Origin of the sequence: Sinomicrobium soli (assembly GCF_003285545.1) — a bacterium.
GTDB lineage: Bacteria > Bacteroidota > Bacteroidia > Flavobacteriales > Flavobacteriaceae > Sinomicrobium.
This window is the reverse complement of record NZ_QLNV01000002.1, coordinates 338,290-358,740: the sequence shown is the minus strand read 5'-3', so window position 1 is coordinate 358,740 and position 20,451 is coordinate 338,290. Positions and strand designations below refer to the sequence as shown.

Below are 20,451 nucleotides of genomic sequence, written 5' to 3'. Positions count from 1 at the left end.
TCCGATATATACCTTGCAGGTTTGTCCTGGGGTTGTTGATTAATAAATAGATAATTTATGATATTAATTGTTGATAGTGGTGCGACAAAATCGGACTGGATTGCCCTTGATGAAGACGGGAATGAACTGTTTCTGACCAAGACCCTCGGCCTTAGCCCCGAGGTACTTACCCGGGAGATCATTGCGGAGCGGCTTGCCAATAACTTCGAGCTCAGTGATAACAGGGAAAAGGTAACCCAGCTTTATTTTTACGGTGCCGGATGTGGCACGGAACGGATGAAGAACTACCTGAGCAGGATATTCCGGAATTTCTTTGTAAATGCCAAGTTCTTTATCAAGGAAGATACCTATGCGGCCATTCACGCAACGGCAGACCCGGGCGAACACGCCATAGTGTGTATTCTCGGAACCGGTTCCAATTGCAGCTATTACGACGGCCATGAAGTTTTCCAGAAAGTCGTTTCCCTGGGGTATATCCTGATGGACGATTGCAGCGGGAATTATTTCGGGCGCCAGTTGCTCAGGGATTATTACTACCACAGGATGCCCAAGGGGCTGGCTCATAAATTTTCAGAAGCCTATGACCTCGATGCGGATGTGATCAAGAATAATCTTTACAAAGAACCCAACCCCAATACCTATCTCGCTACCTTTGCAAGGTTTGTCATAGAGAACAAACAACACGAGTACAGCCAGAAACTCATACGCAAGGGAATGCAGCTGTTTATCGATAATGCGATCCGCCAGTATGAACAGGCCGATTCGGTACCCGTACATTTTATAGGAAGCATTGCCTTTTATCTGCAGGAAGAACTGCGCGAGGTCATGGCGCAGAACAACCTGAAAGTCGGAAAGATATTAAGGCGCCCTATCGATAACCTGGTGGAATATCACAGGAATATTGTATTTAATAAATAAAGGTTGATTGTTGCCAGGTTATGGGGTACTGCTCTTTATGTGAAAACAGTGCCCCATAACCTGGCAATTTTTATAATACCCCGATCATCGATATTTCGACATTGACGAATTTGGGCAGGTTGGCTACTTCCACGGTCTCGCGGGCAGGAGCATTTTCTTCGTCAAAATACCTGCCGTAGACTTCATTGATACGGGCAAAATTGTTCATGTCACTGATGAAAATGGACGATTTAATGACATTTTCAAAAGTCATTCCCGCCGCTTTGAGAATAGCTTCGAGATTTTGCATTACCCTGGTGGTTTCTTCTTCTACAGACCCGGAAACGAGTGTTCCGTTTTGAGGGTCCAGGGCGATCTGTCCCGAGATATACAGGGTGTTTCCGGCGAATACTGCCTGGTTATACGGTCCTATGGGAGCAGGGGCCTGGTCGGTGTTTATGATCTTTTTCATATGATAAATTTTTAGGGTTAAACTATTTTTTGGTTAGAGGTTGCTGGTTACAGTCATAACTCTGAATTCTGAACTCATAACTGGTTTACAGGTTCGGGCCGATGGCTTCGATATAACCCCGACAGGTTCGGGGGCCACTCAGCCACCTCAAGAGCGTCCGCAACTTCAAACTTCGAAATTCATGCTTCGGGCCCCGAGCCCCGAGCTCCAAAACCGGTTTGCTCCACTTTACCTGTTGAGCGCCCTGTCGGGTTCGCGTCTTTTTTCCCATTTGATATCGCTGAGCATGGAACTCTTTATCCCTATAAAGAAATACCACGAGGTACGGTTTCCGAACGGGGTCCAGCTAAAGTTCATGCGCCAGCTTTCCAGGTCCCGTTCGAACCGGAGCTGGGTAAAGCTGAATCCCCTGTTCTTGAAGTCATACCCGGAGGATACCCCCACACGCCATTTTGGGGTGAGTTCCACATTTCCCGAGAACATGAGGGAATTGTTGCTGATCTCGTTCTGTCGCGCGGCATTCGAATAGGTCATCGAATAGGCCAGTCTCAGGTCCCAGGGCAGGGCAGCCCCGTAATATTTGGTTTCTTCCTCTTCTTCCTCCTCTTCATCGTCGTCCGGGAACATGCGGCCGTCGCTGTAATCCATAGACGACCCGAAAAGGTCGTCTTCCCGTCCGCCGCTGGCCGTATTGTCGTTGTCGCGGTCTACGCTGCTCCCCTCGAATGTCTTGCTCGATATGGTATAACTGGTCGTGACATTGGCATTGGTAAAACGGAAGAGGCTTCCGCCGTTGTCTATATTCCACTTGTCTATTTTTCTCCCCGCATTATCCAGGGCATACGGGTCCAGTGTACCTCCGAAGTTAACGGTCATCTTTCCGTCAAAAAAGGGAATGTTCCCGGTAAATCTCAGCGGCTGCCAGGGCAGGGAATCCGCCACGGCGTTGTAACTGGTATTGAGGTTGAGGTTGAGCAGGGTGATCTTCTTGGGTTCGGTGGCGGTGGTATCTTTGTCCCTGACCTTGGCCTCGAAATTGTTTTGCAGTGAAAAACTCACACTGTTGCTCATACTCCTTCCCGGGGCACCGTAGAGCCCGCCTTCGAAACGGGTGTATTCCCTTACCTCTCCTTCTTCATTGGCGATGTATTCCTCGTAATACTGGTCGAATCCGGGGGTGTATCCGTAACTCACCGAGGGTCTCATAACATGCCGGACGGCCTGTATCTTGTTCTCTTCGTCAAACATGACGGTACCGTACAGTGTAGTACCCAGGCTGGCCCCGAAACTGTATTGGGCAAAGCGGTCGAATCCGTTGATCGTATCCGTAGGGACCGTTTCGAGCTCCGGGTCGTAGTCGTGCCTGCGGATGGTCTTCAACTGCCAGGTTTCGTCATAGTTGACATTGAGTGAGGCGCTCAGGTACTTCATTATCTTGAAGTTGGTGCTTATCGGTATGGAATGCCTGAACCCGGTTTTGGCATCTTCAAACATCTCTTTCTTGAAAAACAGGGAATCGGTGGTCTGGAAACTGTTTTCGGCCCGCAGGCTGTACTGGAAATTGATATTCTGGAAAATGCCTTTCTTGATCCCTGATTTCGGGGCAAAGGGATATATCCGTTCCACGCTGGCCTGGAGTGTGGGCAAGGTCATGCTGATGGTCTCCGTATTGGTGTTCTGTGAGTGGGAGGCCGTAAGGCTCATGTTTACCGCAGGATATCCCGGGAATGTCTTGGAATAGGAAACGGACGACGTAAGCGTGTTCTGCATGAAATTCCCCGTGTTGATCTGGTTATAGGAATCCTTGTAATACCGGCTGCTCCCGAGGTTTACACTGGCGGAGAACCTGGAATTGGGACTGGCCTTGGCATCCTGGCTGTGCGACCATTGTATGTTGTATGTGGTACCCCGGCTGTAATCGGGAAAACCTTTCTGGCCCTGTACGAGGTTTTCAAACCGGAAATTGAAATTCCCCCTGAAGCGGTAGCGGACGGCGTAGTTGCTCTCCGTGCGGAAGCCGTAACTCCCGTTGGTATAGTAATCGCCCAGAACGGCGAGGTCTACATAATCGTTTATGGCAAAATAGTACCCGCCGTTCTGGAGAAAATATCCCCTCCCGTTAACCTCCCCGAAGGTGGGGAAGATCAACCCAGACTCACTGCTTTTTTCAGACATGGGAAAATAGGCGAAAGGAACGGCTATGGGAGTGGGGACATCAGCGATATACATATTACTGAATCCGGCGATCACCTTCTTTTTAGGGACGAACTTTGCCTTTCTCACCCGGATGTAATACTCCGGGTCATCCAGGTTTTTCGAGGTAGTGAGCTTCCCTTCATGGAGAAAATACACCGAATCGTTCTCTTTTTTGGTGATCTCGGCAAAAACGTTCATTTCCCCGCCCACGGTCTGTTCCGATCTCGAATTCCAGATCAGGGCCCTCTGGGTATCGAAATTATAGCGAATGGAGTCGGGTTCCACCACATTGCTTCCCTGTTTGAAATACGGCGCCTGCGTCAGCGTACCGGTGCTATCCCTGATACGCCCCGCATAGACTTCCTTTTTTTCGTAGTCGATAACAATGACACCTGCCTTGAGTTCCGTGTCCTGGTAGTACACTTCGGCTTCGTTGTACAGGTATATCTTGTTTTCACTCCGTATGGTTTTCTGATAGTCCTTGGCCTTGTATTTGATCTGGTCTTCCAGGAAATTTTTTTTCTCCGGAACACTGTCCTTGCCGATGCTGTCGCGGGGAATGCTGTCCTGTACCACAGAATCCTGTATTCCGAGGTCGGGAAGGATCTCTGCTACGGGAATACGGGTGGAATCCTGCTCAGCCTCAATATTGAGGGGCTGTCTTACCGGAAGTTCCTGCGACTGAAGAAACAGTGGGCACAACAGCAAAATAAGCATTAAAAGTATGTATGGGTTATTTGCTTGCAATGCTTTAAATCCTATTTTTGTATAAAATATAGCCTGATGTATGTTCCATGCCCCGGAGGTATTGGCTCCGGCCTGCGATTACACTGGCAAAGATGTGAAAAAAATATGCGAATTCCTCGAAACGGTTTTTGATTTTATGTTTTTTTTACGACACGTACTGCCACCGAAGGCGTGGCAGTACTGAATTATCTGTGAGGATATTGTGTGTTAAAAGTGAGATCAAACCCCGGATAGTACTGTTTTTTTACAATATTTTTCCGGGATGTCGTTTAAGAATTACGGTGTTGCCGCGATGAATCCTCTCAAAAATATGAAGTGCATGAAAAGAAAGCTTTGGTTGTTGCCGGTATTGCTGGCAGTTGTGATGTGGCTTAGCTCTTTTGATAAGGAAGACGGAAACGGGGAGCAGGGAAACAGGAAGTTTACCGTGGTGCTCGATGCCGGTCACGGCGGGCATGACCCGGGTAAGGTGGCCAATGGTGTCAAGGAAAAGGACATCGCCCTCGATATGGTGTTGCTGGTAGGAAAGGAGCTGGAAAAGTATCCCGACATCAATGTGGTGTATACCAGGAAGACCGATAAGTTTGTCAACCTGTATGTAAGGGGGAAAATTGCCAATGAAGCACATGCCGACCTCTTTGTTTCCATTCACTGTAATGCACATCATTCCAATGCTTACGGAAGCGAGACCTATGTGCTGGGACTGCACGCCAATAGGCAGAACTTTGAAGTGGCAAAGACGGAGAACGAGGTCATTTACCTCGAAGAAAATCACGAGGCCAATTATGCCGGTTACGACATCAATTCCCCGGAGTCCATTATCGGGCTTACCATCATGCAGGAAGAGTTCCTGGGGCAGAGCATACGCCTGGCAAAATTGCTGCAGGAAAATTTTTCGGTAAGGCTTAAGCGCAAAAACCGGGGCGTGAAGCAGGCCGGGTTTATCGTATTACACCAGACCTTTATGCCGAGTGTGCTGATCGAGACCGGTTTTATTACCAATAAGAATGAAAAAAACTATCTGAGTTCCAAAAAGGGGAAAACGGAAATAGCAGACAACGTAGCCGAAGCGATCATAAAATATAAAAAGGACCTGACCGATAACATAGCCATAGATGATTTTCCGGAAACTCCGCAGGAACAGGAGGGCATTGCGGCTACGGGAGTGTCTTTTAAGGTACAGGTTTCCGCAGGGGGGAATAAAATTGAACCCAGGCGCTATAACTTCAGGGGGCTCGAGCCCATTTCCATGGAACAGGCGGATGGCGTCTATCGCTATTTGTACGGAAACACCACGAATTATCAGGAAGCCAGGGACCTGCAGCGCCAGGCCAAAGACAAGGGATATGACGGAGCGTATATCGTAGCCTACCGCAACGGCAAACGCATCCCGGTAGAAGAGGCACTTAAGCTTTAAATGTTGCCGGCAAGGCACTGCGGTCGGATGACAATTTCCTGTCGGTCGGGTCAATTTGTGATATTTCTGTAAGAACACGGATCATGATATGAATTTTGCATATCTTCAACGGCATAACGGAAGCACCACAAATTTGCAACTAAGAACCAAGAACTACTAAACTAATAAACTAAATGAGAATACGATACTGCCTTGTGATATTGTTTGTCCTGCCGCTTTTTTACCTGCATGCGCAGGACGCTACCCGTTTTGAAAATGATATAAAGAAATTCCGGCAACAGTCCGATACCCTGGATCTTTCCGGTTATGATGCGGTAATGGTAGGAAGCTCTTCGGTACGTATGTGGAAGGATATCGATTCCTATTTTCCGGGATTTTCATGGCTTAACAGGGGCTTCGGGGGGTCGCAGATGAGTGATGTGCTGTATTATAGGGAAGACCTCGTGTTCAGGCATTCCTTCGACAAGATCTTTCTGTATGAAGGGGATAATGATATTGCCTCGGGAAAAAGTCCGGGGAGGGTAAAACGCGATTTTAAGGAGTTACTGGATGAAATACGGGACCGCATGCCGGAAACGGAGGTATATATCATCGGGGTAAAACCCTGTATCCAGGAGAACCGGGCGGGCAAACGGAAAAAATATATGAAGTTTAACCGGCGGATGGAAAGGTGGTGTAACCGCCGGGAGAAATTCCATTTTATAGATGTATGGGCGGACATGCTGGGCGAAGACGGGAATCCCGTAGCATCATTCTTTCTCAAGGACGGGATACACATGACTGCCGAAGGATATGCGATCTGGGCGGAAAATATCAGGCCTTTTCTAAAATAAACCGCTTTTTACTCGATAATCGAGATTTAAATGCTCCGAGGCTTGCCCCGGGATGTTTTTGTTTTCCTTCTAATGCCTCGTATGCTGGCATCGAGGTAGTTTACGCCTTCTCAGTTTCCGGAGCAATACGGTGAGTATCAACTGATCGTTCCGGAACGCTTCCCGGATCTTCTGAAAAGCTATGCGCATCTGTGCTTCTACCGTTTTGATGGAGATGTCCATCCGGATCGCAATGTCCTTGTATTTTACACCTTCTACCTTGTTCAGCTTGATGATCTCCTGGCATTTGGGCGGTAGGGAGGCCAGGATTTTCTTTACGTGCTCTATCCGCTTTTCGAGTTCTTCCCTGTCTTCGTCAACACGGCTTTGCAGGGCTTCTTCCCACAACTCGTCCAGGAGGCGCAGCCTCCGTTTTTCATTTTTAACACTGTCCATATAACGGTTGCGCGCTATGGAAAAGAGATAGTGGCGGGGAGATCTTTCCGGGTCGAGTTTTCCGCGATCTTCCCACAGATTTATAAAAGCCTGCTGTACAATGTCTTCGGATGAGGTCTTATCGTTGGAATAAGTGGTAATATAGGCCACCAGGCGATCGTAATAACGCCTGAAAAAGTATCCCAGAGCTGTCTTGTCGCCTTTCCGCAATGCCTTTACTGCCTCTAATTCATTCATGGGTAGCCTTAGCTGTTTAAATAAGCGATGTTGATAATTGTACGGTGTAAATATTAAAAAAAAATTAATTCTTTTAAGGGTTTTTTAATGATTTAAAGCATTTATGGTATAAAATTAAATTGATGAATGTGGAAAACCTTGTAGTAAAACTACTTACGGGAACGATAAGTGATGCGGAAATGACGGAACTCCGGGAGCGTTTGCAGGATCCGGAATATCGCAGCCGCTTGCAGCAGTATGTCCGGGACAATTACGATCTCAATATGGCTGCCCTGGAGACCGATGCGGACGACGCTTTCGAGAAGGTGATGAATGCCATCGAAGACAAACGACGACCCGTAAGAATACTGCGGCCTTCCATCCTGAAATATGCCGCCACTGTTCTTGTATTGCTGGGAGCGGGCCTGTTGCTGCAGAATTACCTCGGCCGTGCAGACCGGGAGGTCCTGGTACCGGCGGATGAAAGTATAACACTGGAGCTGGGCAATGGGAAGGTGCAGACCATCAATCCGGCAGATACCATAAGGTTTACGGGAACAGCGGGCAAGATCGTGGCTACCCAGCAACAGGGCGTGCTGGAATATACCACGGAAGGCCAAACGGGGGATACGGTTTATAATACCCTCAGAGTACCCTATGGAAAACGGTTCAGGGTACGGCTTTCCGACGGAACTCTCGTGCATCTCAATGCGGGAACCGAACTTGTGTATCCCATAAGTTTTGAAGGGAAGACACAACGGACAGTCCGCCTTAACGGGGAGGCGTTTTTTGAAGTAAACCGCGATACCTTGCATCCTTTTGTGGTGGAAACCGGGGCAATTGATATCCGGGTTTTGGGAACCTCCTTTAATGTATCGGTATACCCGGAAGACCGGGAGACCGGTGTGGTGCTGGTGGAAGGGGCGGTGTCCATGAACCTGAAAAATAGTCCGGATACGGCTGCGGCGCCTGTGGTCCTGGCCCCCGGGCACAAGGGGACCTACCGCCATGACAGCGACGGGATAGCCGTAACGGAGGTCAATACCGATCTGTATACCTCCTGGCGTTACGGGGAACTGATGTTCAGGAATATGCCCTTTGATGCCATCCTTAAAAAACTGGAACGCCATTATAATGTAAAAATAGAGAACAGTAACAGCGTACTCGGTAAGGAGCTGTTCAACGCCGGGTTTAAGGAGGTTCCCGTAGACAGCGTGCTCACCTTCTTTAACGACGTACACAAGATCAATTATGAGATCCGTGATAACCAGGTGTTTATCCGGTGACAGAGGAGGGTATTTTGAATATTAAATGGAATTGATTGTCCTGTATCATTAACCTGCAGCTTACAACCAGTACCTAAAAGTAAAGAGCCCTTCTTTGTGCGTCGTGCAGAACCAGGACTAAAAATAGAAATAAACGTAATTAATTGATTGTTAATTGTTTAATTTAAATCCGATCGTATGAAGTGATACTACAGAAAACAGACAAAAAACCGGAAAATGGTGGCTCATTTTCCGGCGATACTGTGTGATTAACTAAGAGAGTAGCATAACCACAACCAATTGTTAAATGTATGAAAAAACATCCGAATAGACGGAGGGGTGTTATCCCTTTGTCTGAATTTGACTTGAAAATGAAACTCACCGCATTGCTTTTGCTGGTTTCCCTTTGCGGATTACATGCCAATAACGGCTATTCGCAGAAAAACAGGATAACGCTGAATGCCGAACATATATCCGTGCGTTATGTCATGGATCATATAGAGCGCACTACCGACTACCGCTTTATCTATAAGATCAGGCAGGTTGACCTGGACAGGGAGGTTTCTGTCGATGAGAAAGACAGTGATATTGTTACCGTACTGGACAAGCTGTTCGGGAATTCGGGAACAGGGTATACCCTGAGAGGGCATCATATCATGCTGAGAAAGGTGCCGGGCAAAGAAAACCCTGCCGCAAAAGAAGAAGCCGTTATCCAGACGGGCATTGAGATTACCGGAACAGTGACCGATGCCAACGGCGACCCTCTTCCCGGGGCCAGTGTGGTGGAAAAGGGAACGACCAGCGGGAGCCAGACTGATTTCGACGGTAATTTCGTCCTGCGTGTAAGAGATGAAGACGCCGTTCTGGTGATCTCCTATATAGGCTTTGCCACACAGGAGGTCAGGGTCGGGGAACAGCGGAATTTATCCGTATCCCTGAAAGAAGATACTGCCCAGCTGGACGAGGTAGTCGTCATCGGTTACGGGACACAGTTGCGCTCGCAGGTGGTGGGTGCCGTAGACCGGGTGGCAGACGAAGCCTTCAAGGGACGGTCCTCCGTAAATACGACCCAGGCCCTGCAGGGAAAGTCTCCGGGACTGATCATTCAGCAGAAGAATTCCGAGCCGGGAGCCGGCCTCAATATCAATGTCAGAGGGGTAAGTACCCTTGGCGATAATAGCCCGCTGGTGGTTATCGACGGTATTGTCGGGGGAGACATCAATGCCCTGAACCCGGCCGATATAGAAAGCATTTCAGTGCTTAAGGATGCCGGAAGTGCCGCTATCTACGGCTCGCGGGCCAGTAACGGGGTGGTGTTGGTGACCACCAAAAAGGGAAGTAAGGAAAGCCCGCTTACCGTTACCTACAACGGCCTGGTCGGGTATAATTCCCCGCATTATTTTACCCGGCCTGTTCACGGTTACGAAAATGCCATGCTCCGCAACGAGGCGGCTTTCAATGCAGGGGCTACCTCGGCGGTCTTTACCGCGGATGAGATACGTGCGTTTAAGGAGAACGGTGATGAAGAATGGTTTGCCGACGAGATCGTAAAACCGGCCGTTCAGCAGAACCACAATATCTCGGTATCGGGAGGGAATGAAAATTCCACCTACCTGGTTTCCCTGGGATATATGGACCAGCGGAGCAATTTCGCCGGACCTTCAAGGGGGATGGAACGCTATAATTACCGGATCAACCTGACCAATGAATACGGCAGGTTTAAGCTCACTTCCAACCTGGCCTATACCAAGCAGAAGATCACAGACCACTCTTCGAGCACGGGTACGGTGATGGTAGATGCGTTCAGGGTACCGGTATACTACCGGCAGAAAGACGAAGAAGGCAATTACCTGACCAATGATGTATTGCAGGAATACAACCCTTTGGGGATACTGGAACAGGGAGGTTTCCGGAAATACGATAACGACGATGTGTTTGGAAACATCAGCGCGGAATTCCACATTTCGGACGCATTCAAACTTCGCGGGGTTTTCGGGGGTCGCCTGTATTCCAACAACCTGTATAGCAGGACAAAACAGGTGGATTTCTTCCCGCAGGGCGTGTACGGGGCCAACCGGGATACCAATGACGAAAGCTATAAGAGCCTCGACCTCAATACACAGTTTATCGGGGAATACCAAAAGACGTTCGGCGCTGTTCACAACCTCAATGTGCTGGCCGGGGTTTCCAACGAGAATCATTCCAGCCGGAAGTCGAGGATACTGATGCGTTATACCGACCCGGACCTCGGGACCCCCATAAGCGAGACCATCATTGTCGAAGGGGACTCCTTCAACTCCAGTAAGGAGGCTGCCAAAAACAGCCTGAATTCGCTGTTCGGAAGGGCATCCTACAATTTTGATGAAAAATATTTTGCCGAATTCAGCTTCCGCTACGACGGCTCTTCCAAATTCCGAAAAGACCTGCGCTGGGGATTTTTCCCCTCCATGTCCCTCGGTTATCATATTACGAAAGAGGATTTTATGGGCGGATACCGCGATCGTTTCGGAAATATCAAGCTCAGGGCCTCCTACGGGGTGCTCGGAAACCAGAATGTAGGGAATTACCAGTACCAGACCACCTATTTTACATTTCAGAATGCCTATGGGTTTAACAACCAGACCGTAGGGGCTACCGGGTTCAACTTTGCGAATCCCGATATCCAGTGGGAAAAAGCGGCCACCTTCAATGCCGGTATCGATATGGATTTCCTGGACGGGGCGCTGGGGGTATCGTTCGACTTTTTTGATAAGGTCACTTCGGATATTCTCGTGGAGCCTGCCGTACCCGGGGTTTACGGAACCGATCTTCCCGATTTTAACGCCGGAAAGGTGGGGAACCGGGGATGGGAGGTAAGTGCTACCTACCGCCATTACGGCGACCTGTTCCGGCACAGTATAACCCTGAATGTCGGGGATTCGAAAAACAAGGTGCTGGATTTCCAGGGAGAGGAAAGACTTACCGGTGTGGAGGAATTGCAGATACTGCTTCGTGAAGGGCTCCCCTTTAACTCCTATGTAGGCTTAAAGCGCGACGGCTATTTCCGGAATTACGAGGAGATTGCCGGAGCTGCCGTACCCGAAGGGCTCAATGTAGTGCCCGGGGACAACCGTTATGTGGATGTGAACGGGGACGGGGTGATCGACGATAACGACAAGTTCGTTTTCGGGAACCCCTTTCCGAGGTATACCTACGGGTTTACCTATAATCTCGGGTTTAAGAATTTTGACCTGAGTATATTCCTGCAGGGTGTGGGTAAGCGTACCATGATGATACGTGGTGAACTGGTAGAACCGTTTCACTACAACTACGGGATGACGATGTATACCCATCAGCTGGATTACTGGACCCCCGACAACCCGGATGCGCGTTACCCCAGGCTGGCCAACAACGGCTCGCAGTCCAATACCAACAACTTCAGGAGAGGTTCGGACATGTACCTGTATGACGGGGCCTACCTGAGACTGAAAAACCTGCAGGTAGGATATACGCTTCCCACAGCAATAGCAGAAAAACTGGGGATGAAAAGCTACCGTATCTATTTCTCCGGGCAGAACCTGTTTACGCTTTCCAAGGTGAAATTCGTAGATCCCGAGCTTACGGAATTCGATAACAATATGAGCAACGACGGCGCAAACAGCGGCAGGGCCTATCCGACCCTGGTGTATTTGGGGCTCGGTTTGGATATCAGTTTTTAAAATCAACAGACTCATGACAAGAACAATCCGAAATAACATAAAATATCTTGCAGTACTGCTTACGGTATTGGCAGTGAGCTGTGAAGACCTTGACCTGGTTCCTGAAAATACCTTTACCGACAAGAATTACTGGACCAGTGCCGCACGGGCGGAGAGCATGCTCAATACGGCCTATTCCCAGCTGTTTACCAGCGGGTGGTTTTTCTATAACGAAGGGCTGTCTGACAATGCCTTTAACGGCCGCGGGGATAATGAAGGAGCGGCTTCTATTGCCGCAGGGACCTATGACCCTTCACTGGGGCGTATAAAAAATGAATGGAACGAACGTTATAAAGGCATAAAAAGCTGTAACCTGCTGCTGGAAAATATAGACCGGGTGGAGGAAATGGACGGGGGACTTCGCGAACGGTATAAGGCAGAAGCCCGGTTTATCAGGGCATTCCAGCATTTTCAGCTGATGACCTGGTTCGGGGATGTACCGCTCCTGGACAAAGACCCCGAACTTACCGAAGCGCAGACCATAAGCCGTACACCGCGAACGGAGGTGCTGAATTTCATACTGGAAGAACTGGATGCCGCCGCCGGGGTGCTTCCCTCGAATACGGAATATGCCGAAAAGGACAGGGGAAGAATTACCCGGGGAGCCGTAATGGCCTTCAGGGCAAGGGTACTGCTCTACGAAGGGCGATGGGAGGAAGTCGTGGAGACCTGTGAGGCCCTGATGCAGGGAAATGAGTACGGCAGCTATAGCCTGTACCCTTCCTACGACGGGCTCTTTCTGCCGGAAAACGAGTACAATGCCGAAGATATGCTGAGCCTGCAATATGTACCGGTAGAACGCACCTGGGGAGAATTCTTCGATATGGTGCCCATTTCTGCCGGGGCGAGGCTTAATGCCCTTGCACCGACCCAGGAACTGGTAGACAGCTACCTGATGCTGAACGGAAAGCATATAGACGAGGCCGGATCGGGTTATGACGAGGACGCTCCTTATGAGAACAGGGACCCCAGGCTTACGCATACCGTGGTGTACCACGGTTATGAGTGGACCGAAGGTGACGGGAGCTCCCATGTCATTAATATCGAGCCCGGTACGGGCGGTACGGCCAAACCGGATGAATACAACCCGGGAAGCTCTGCGAGCCCGACGGGATATTATATCCGGAAATATTACGATCCTACGCATGTGGATGGTATGAAATCCGGCCTTAACCTGATGCTTATCCGGTATGCAGATGTACTGCTGATGTACGCCGAGGCCAAAAACGAACTGGGACAGCTGGATGAAACCGTCTGGGACAATACGATCAGGGCGCTCCGGGAGCGGGCCGGATTCGAGGAGGCCGGTGCACTCGATTTTAACAGCGGACCGGGACAGGACGGACTTCGGGAAGTGATCCGTAACGAACGCCGTACGGAACTGGCCATGGAAGGGCTCCGCATTTTCGATATACGCAGGTGGCGCATAGCCGAAGAGGTATTGAACGGCTGGGCACACGGTGCAAAATTCGACCCTGCATCTCCCGATGATGGGTATATCAGGGCCAACCTCCGGTATTTCGACCCGGGAAAACACTACCTGTGGCCTGTGCCCAGGGATGAACGCCAGATCAATGGTAACCTCAGCCAAAACCCGAACTGGTAATTATTTACTAACCTTACACCAAATTAACAATGAAAACAACATATATAAAAGGGCTTTTTATAGCATTAGTAGTATGCCTTGCCGCCTGTAAAGATGACGATACGCTGTCTCATGTAGAGGTAACTCCAGTAAATTCGCTGTATGCTCCCGAAGACAACCTTTCCGTAAGGCTCGAAGGAAAAGGCTCCCTCTTTTTTGAGTGGGAAGCAGCAAAGGCGGAAGATAACGGGGTGGTATTGTACGATGTACTTTTCGATACCGAAGACGGTGATTTTTCCGACCCCGTATATATAACCCCCTCCGAGGGAAAAGGATTTGAGCGTACCCTTACCCTGGCCTATGCCGATCTCGCACGGATGGCCGAAATGGCCGGGATTGTCCCGGACAGCAAGGGGAAACTGAAATGGACCGTACACTCTTCCAGAGGTATAGATATAGTAAGTTCGGGGATATCCCGGGTTTTAGAAATAGAGCGGCCTGAGGAGATCTATATTCCGCAGCAGCTTTTCCTGACCGGAACCGCTACCGAAGGTGGGGATGCCCTGGAAGACGCCTTGTCGTTTAAAAAGACCGGCGACACGGCTTTTGAGATCTATACCAGGCTGATCCCCGGAAGCTACCGGCTTACCGATGCGGTTTCAGGGACGCCGAACGCGTTTTTTGTGGATGGGAACAATCTGGAGAAAGACGGAACGGCTGATTTTGACGGGGAAGAAGGAGTGTACCGGTTAAGAGTCGATTTTGAGGACAATTCGGTGGCTGTGGCCAGGGTAGAGGAGATCGGATTGTGGTTTGCTCCCAACAGCGAGTTCCAGTTTAGCCTTCCGTATGCCGGAAACGGGACCTGGAAAGCAGAAAGTGAACATATAGTCTTTAGACAGGAAGACTGGGGAAGGGACGAACGTTACAAGTTCAGGATGATACTCACGATCGACGGAAATAGCACGGAAGAGTGGTTTGGCAGTGTAAATAAGGACAATTCGCGCCCGGATAATGCTGGCGATGCATACTGGAATATGGTGCCGGTAGACAACAGTGAATGGGATTACTGTTTTAAGTTCGCGACTGCCGTCGACGAGAAAGACGCTTCGGTAGAGATCATTTTCAACAATACGGTAGACGAATATACCCACGTAGTTACACCACTTTAATTAAAATATAGCACTATCGTTAGTTTGCAAACGACGACATGGCCGGAAGTCGGAAGTTCATCCCGGCCGTAGCGGTTTGTCATTCCGACGGTAGGAGAACCCCGAAGGGCTCAACGCAGTTAAATCTCTTTTTTAACCGTTATACTGTTGAATTTCCTTTGGGCCGGGTTGGAGATTCTTCCCCCGACCAAGGGTCGGGACGGGGCTTCGCTCAGAATGACAACTATAGCCAGTTCAGAGTTATGAGTTCAGAATTCAGAGCTTTTAACCTGCAACTAACAACTAAGAACTACAAACTAAAAAAACAAATAATGAAACGAACATTGATACGAAACGGTATTCTGGGCATGGCAGCGGTCTGTATGACGGTAGCCTGTGACGACGACCCCATACCGCTGCGCGACCCGTCGGAGGTGACGGGCCAGGTGGAGATCGACTGGGAAATGGCAGCCGATTCGCTGCAGGAGGCCACCTTGAACACTTACCTGTCGGGCGACGGCACTTTTGTGCAGGACAACCAGGGGAATGCCACTTTTCACTACTGGTGGAACGCCAATGCCCTGGATGTGCTGGTAGATGGTTATCTCCGTACCGGTAATGATAATTACGTATCCCGGATGAAGGCGTTGGTCAACGGGATAAAGTCCCGTAACGGGGGCGGTTTCAGGAATGATTTTAACGATGACATGCAATGGCTGGGAAATTCCTGTATGAGGGCCTATGCCGTAACCGGTGACACTTTTTTTAAAGAGACTGCCGGTTACCTGTGGGAGGAGATAAAAAAGAGCTGGAGTGACCTCTATGGCGGGGGGATCACATGGAAGTCCAACGAACCCCTCGGCAAGAATGCCTGTTCCAATGCTCCGGCGGCGGTACTGGCCATGCGGCTTTACAATTCGGAAGGAAACGAAGACGATCTCAACTGGGCAAAGGACATTTTCGAATGGCAGAAGAATAAGCTGGTAGACCCTGCTACCGGACTGGTATGGGACAATATCAGCCAGGAGGACGGGGAAGAAGTCATCAATAAAGACTGGATATTCACTTATAATATGGGATCGTATATAGGTGCTGCGGTCATGCTTTACGAAGCTACGGGCGAAGCCGTGTATTTACAGGATGCCCTCAAAAGCGCAAAGACCCTGATGACAAGCCCCAAACTCACTTCGGAAGGGCTCTTGCGCGATGAAGGACAGGGAGACGGAGGACTTTTTAAAGGAATTTTAGTAAGATATTTTACATTACTCATCCAAAATCCCGATATTAGCGATCAGGACAGGAAGTCTTTTGCCGACTTCATGAAGTACAACGCTAAAACGTTTTACCTCGAAGGAGTCAAGCGTCCGGGAATGTTTGCCGGGCCCAACTGGCGGGAGCAGCCCGGGGCGCAGACAGACCTGTCTACCCAGCTCAGCGGGATAATGCTCGCGGAAGCGGCGGCTCTCCTGAAGGAAAACGGGATACTGGAATAGGACTACCCGGTACAGGAGTAAGATCAGGAACCCCGGTGCAGGCACACATGGCACGAAGCAGGGTGCCGGCAGTTTTTGGCAGGAGTATGTAGAAAATTCAACTATTAATACCTATAACAGAAATGCAAAGAAGAAAATTTATCCGGAATACGGCCCTGATGGGAGGGCTGGCGATGGTGGATCCTTTTCAGCTTGGAGCTACTCCCCTGGGAAATAAATTCCCCGAGGTAAGGGTACCGAAAGGGGAAAGACATTTTGAAAGCAAGGCCATAGAAAAGGCCATTAAGGAATTCGGTAAAAATGTAAAGGATGAAGAACTGGCATGGCTCTTTAACAACTGTTTTCCGAATACCCTGGATACTACGGTGACCTATACCGAAAAGAACGGCCGGCCGGATACGTATGTGATCACCGGGGATATCGATGCCATGTGGCTCCGGGACAGCTCTGCCCAGGTATGGCCCTATATGGCATTTGCCGATAAGGACGACAAACTGAAAGATCTGATCGCAGGGGTGATCAACAGGCAAACACAGTATATTCTCAAGGATCCCTATGCCAATGCCTTTTACGACGATCCGGACAAAAAGGGGGAATGGACCTCAGACCATACGGAGATGAAACCCGGGGTGCACGAGCGTAAATATGAGATAGATTCGCTTTGCTATCCCATAAGGCTCGGGTACCACTACTGGAAAACCACGGGCGATACCGATCCTTTTGACAGTGACTGGAAGCAGGCGGTACGCGAGATACTGAAAGTGTTCAGGGAACAACAGCAGAAGGATGGTCCCGGACCTTATTCGTTCGAGAGGACCACTCCCCGTGGCACGGATACCCGGCCGCTTGACGGATATGGTTATCCCGTAAAACCGGTGGGACTGATCTGTTCGGCGTTCAGGCCGAGTGATGACGCTACCGTATTTTCGTTCCTGGTACCTTCCAACTTTTTTGCGGTGACCAGCCTTAAACAGGCGGCGGAAATGGTAGAGGCCTTTGATGGAGACACCGCCCTGGCCGGAGAACTGAGGGCACTGGCATCAGAAGTGGACCAGGCCCTGAAAGAACATGCCGTGATCAACCACCCGAAATACGGGGAGATCTATGCCTTTGAAGTAGACGGGTACGGAAATCACCTGTTGATGGACGACGCCAATGTACCCAGCCTGCTCGCACTTCCGTACCTCGGGGCTGTCGATGCCGGCGACCCGGTTTACAGGAATACCAGGAAATTCATATGGTCGCTCGACAATCCTTTCTTCTTTAAGGGCAAGGCGGCTGAGGGTATCGGCGGGCCGCATATAGGAATGGATATGGTATGGCCCATGTCGATAACCCTGAAGGGACTGACCAGTTCGGATGCTGCCGAGATAAAGGAATGTATAGACATGCTCAGGGCGACCCACGGAGATACCGGCTTCATGCATGAGTCGTTCCATAAGGACGATCCGAAGAATTTTACCCGTTCTTGGTTTGCCTGGGCCAATACGCTGTTTGGCGAACTGTTGTGGGATACGTATAAAAAACATCCTGAACTTTTGAAGGCGTAGTTTATACCAGGCTGAAAGTCTGTTTGCCACGGATTCACGGATCATTTTTTTAGTGTAAATACACATCAGTGCTAATATACATTCGTGTATTCGTGGCAAAAGTTTATAGAAACTAAGGTAACTGCAATGAAATTGCAGGCCTGCCGGTAAAGGCAGGCTTTGAACCTTTGCGATAATCAATCTAAAACCGGATTATGAAAACAGTAATAAAGAGCGGAATTTCCCTGCTTTCGGTTTCCCTTCTGTTTCTTTCGTGCAAGGAGGGGAAGAACCAGGGAGATGCGGAAATACGGAATAGTGAGAACAGCTTGCTGACCTCTTATGTAAATACCTTTCTGGGAACGGCACCGCTTACCGACCCTGACATGGTAGGGTACACGCCCCCCGAAAACTGGCGGGTATGGGCAGGACTGGTTTACCCCGGTTCTTCCCTGCCCAATGCCATGGTACAGCTCAGTCCCATAACCGAATACGGTAGCGGAGCGGGCTATGAATATGAAGATACGGAGATCATCGGCTTTACCCATACCAACAAGGGCCACTGGAACCTGTGCAACATCCCCGTACTTCCCGTACCCGGAGGGGCGGAGTACCCGTTCAGATCATCTTTCAGCCATGACAGGGAGGAAGCTTCCCCGGCCTATTACGGGGTTTTTCTCAAGGACTATAATATTGATGTCAGGTTGAGTTCGACCCTGAGGGCAGGGATACACGAATATACTTTTAACGACGACCAACCGCGGAATATCCTCTTCGACCTGGGGCGGGCCAACAACCGTGTCTCCGACTGGAAGATCACTTCATCGGGGAAAAACAGGCTGGAAGGCTACCAGCAGATGGGGAGGGAAAAGATCTATTTTTCGGCCCTGCTCAATACTGAAATTGCACAGGTACATAAAAAGAATGAAGGACAGCACGAAGGTTATGCCCTGGTGGAACTCACCGGTATTCCGGAGACCGTGGTACTGAAAATAGGATTGTCTTTTGTAAGTACGGCCAACGCCGCTGAAAACCTGGAAAAGGAGATAGGAGGCAGGAACCTGGCCGAAATACATGCCGAAGGGGTGGAAACCTGGGAAGCATTACTGGCTTCGGTTACGGTTGAAGGAGGTACGGAACGGGAAAAGGAACTGTTTTATTCTTCCCTGTACAGATCCTTCCTGTGGCCGGCCCTTCGAAGTGACCACAACGGAGAATTTACCGATGAGCAGGGTGAGGTGAAAAAGAAGGATTTCAGGTATTATACCATTCCCTCCCTCTGGGATACTTACCGGAACAAGCTGGTCCTGCTGAGCCTTGTATCCCCGGAAGTGACCCGGGATGTGATCAGGTCGCTTATAGACAGGGGGGAAATACGCGGGTTTATCCCTACCTTTTTCCACGGCGATCACGCTGCTGCCTTTATCACAGGGTCTTACCTGAGAGGGATAACCGGTTTTGATGTGGAGAAGGCTTATGAACTGTTGCTGAACAATGCCTATAAGGAAGGCGGAACGCGGCCCTTTATTGCCGAATATATTGAAAAGGGGTATATTTCAGACCCCGATGTGGAAAACCCTCATGTGGAGACCAAGGCCAAAGCCGGAGTGTCCAAAACCCTGGAATATGCCTATGACGATTATTCCCTCGCTTTACTCGCAGAGGCTTTAGGAGATACGGAACACCGTGAAGACCTGGTGAAAAGGTCAGGCAACTACGCCAATGTTTTCGACCGGTCGGTAAACTTTATGAGGGGCAGGCTGGACAACGGAGACTGGATAACCCCTTTTGATCCGCAATATCCCTATTACGAATATATGTACCGCGAAGCCAATGCCTGGCAGCTGTCGTTTTATGTACCTCATGATATGCCGGGACTGGTAGAGCTTTACGGAGGGCGGGAGGCCTTTGAAAGTAAGCTCGATTCCCTGTTTACCCTGCCCTGGAACCCGGAACATATAGCGCGGAACGTTTCCGGTTTTATGGGGCAGTACTGCCACGGGAACCAGCCGGACCACGAAGCACCCTATGCCTATTATTTTGCCGGGAAGCCCCATAAATCCCAGGAAGTGATCGATACGTTGCTTGCGGAATACTACGGGGTCGGAGAACACGGGCTTGCCCTGGTGGGCATGGACGATGCCGGGGAAATGTCTTCCTGGTATGTCTTTGCCGCAATGGGAATCTATCCCCTGTCGCCTGCAGATCCGGAATACCTGGTTTCGGTACCGTTGTTTGACAAGGTACACCTGAATTTTAAGGATGCCGGACCGGTGGAAATAAAAAGGAGCGGGGGGAGAAAACTGAAGGAGATACATATAAATGGCAGTAAATCAGGTGGTTTTATAGTCTCTCACGATTTTCTGAAGCAGGGGGGGGTACTTGAAATAGTAACCGAAGACTAATCCGGGGCTTGTGTTATTGTTAAAATAAAGGAACTACAAAAATTAAAATTGTAAAAAAACAGATAAAATTTTG

The 20,451-nt window shown here is 49.6% G+C and carries 13 protein-coding genes; 10 read left to right on the top strand and 3 right to left on the bottom strand.

The window, feature by feature from the left end; translation table 11 throughout:
• The first annotated feature begins 57 nt into the window (after positions 1-57).
• A complete protein-coding gene (locus DN748_RS03455) occupies positions 58-918 on the top strand; it encodes an N-acetylglucosamine kinase (protein WP_112370360.1) in 861 nt (286 codons plus the stop codon).
• A gap of 70 nt (positions 919-988) precedes the next feature.
• Here DN748_RS03455 and DN748_RS03450 read toward each other — a convergent pair whose 3' ends face one another.
• Both DN748_RS03450 and DN748_RS03445 read right to left on the bottom strand, forming a co-directional pair.
• On the bottom strand, positions 989-1,369 hold the full coding sequence (locus DN748_RS03450; RefSeq protein WP_112370359.1) for a RidA family protein: 381 nt from the start codon (positions 1,367-1,369) through the stop codon (positions 989-991).
• A 228-nt stretch (positions 1,370-1,597) separates the two neighbouring features.
• On the bottom strand, positions 1,598-4,282 hold the full coding sequence (locus DN748_RS03445) for a putative LPS assembly protein LptD (protein WP_236636773.1): 2,685 nt from the start codon (positions 4,280-4,282) through the stop codon (positions 1,598-1,600).
• A gap of 349 nt (positions 4,283-4,631) precedes the next feature.
• Here DN748_RS03445 and DN748_RS03440 point away from each other — a divergent pair, with 349 nt between their 5' ends.
• Both DN748_RS03440 and DN748_RS03435 read left to right on the top strand, forming a co-directional pair.
• On the top strand, positions 4,632-5,729 hold the full coding sequence (locus tag DN748_RS03440) for an N-acetylmuramoyl-L-alanine amidase family protein (RefSeq protein ID WP_112370357.1): 1,098 nt from the start codon (positions 4,632-4,634) through the stop codon (positions 5,727-5,729).
• Positions 5,730-5,902: 173 nt separating this feature from the next.
• Positions 5,903-6,562, top strand: coding sequence for a GDSL-type esterase/lipase family protein (locus tag DN748_RS03435; RefSeq protein ID WP_112370356.1), 660 nt, complete (start codon positions 5,903-5,905; stop codon positions 6,560-6,562).
• A 69-nt stretch (positions 6,563-6,631) separates the two neighbouring features.
• Here the strand turns inward: DN748_RS03435 and DN748_RS03430 are convergent, their stop codons facing one another.
• Positions 6,632-7,234 carry an RNA polymerase sigma factor gene (locus DN748_RS03430; RefSeq protein WP_112370355.1) on the bottom strand — a complete coding sequence of 201 codons (603 nt, stop codon included), beginning with the start codon at positions 7,232-7,234 and terminating at the stop codon, positions 6,632-6,634.
• A gap of 128 nt (positions 7,235-7,362) precedes the next feature.
• Between DN748_RS03430 and DN748_RS03425 the strand changes: the two genes are divergently transcribed.
• The 7 genes from DN748_RS03425 (at position 7,363) to DN748_RS03395 (ending at position 20,378) form a co-directional block, all read left to right on the top strand.
• Positions 7,363-8,499 (top strand): FecR family protein, encoded by a 1,137-nt coding sequence (locus tag DN748_RS03425; RefSeq protein WP_161554461.1) that lies wholly within the window; start codon positions 7,363-7,365, stop codon positions 8,497-8,499.
• Positions 8,500-8,849: 350 nt separating this feature from the next.
• Positions 8,850-12,176 carry a TonB-dependent receptor gene (locus tag DN748_RS03420; protein ID WP_201741409.1) on the top strand — a complete coding sequence of 1,109 codons (3,327 nt, stop codon included), beginning with the start codon at positions 8,850-8,852 and terminating at the stop codon, positions 12,174-12,176.
• Positions 12,177-12,189: 13 nt separating this feature from the next.
• Entirely contained in the window at positions 12,190-13,821 is a 1,632-nt protein-coding gene (locus DN748_RS03415) for a RagB/SusD family nutrient uptake outer membrane protein (RefSeq protein WP_112370352.1), read from the top strand.
• Positions 13,822-13,850: 29 nt separating this feature from the next.
• A complete protein-coding gene (locus DN748_RS03410; RefSeq protein ID WP_112370351.1) occupies positions 13,851-14,972 on the top strand; it encodes a SusE domain-containing protein in 1,122 nt (373 codons plus the stop codon).
• Between the two features lie 311 nt (positions 14,973-15,283).
• Positions 15,284-16,444 (top strand): glycoside hydrolase family 76 protein, encoded by a 1,161-nt coding sequence (locus DN748_RS03405; RefSeq protein WP_161554460.1) that lies wholly within the window; start codon positions 15,284-15,286, stop codon positions 16,442-16,444.
• A gap of 122 nt (positions 16,445-16,566) precedes the next feature.
• On the top strand, positions 16,567-17,994 hold the full coding sequence (locus DN748_RS03400) for a glycoside hydrolase family 125 protein (RefSeq protein WP_112370349.1): 1,428 nt from the start codon (positions 16,567-16,569) through the stop codon (positions 17,992-17,994).
• A 194-nt stretch (positions 17,995-18,188) separates the two neighbouring features.
• A complete protein-coding gene (locus tag DN748_RS03395) occupies positions 18,189-20,378 on the top strand; it encodes a GH92 family glycosyl hydrolase (RefSeq protein WP_112370348.1) in 2,190 nt (729 codons plus the stop codon).
• The last annotated feature ends 73 nt before the right edge of the window (positions 20,379-20,451 follow it).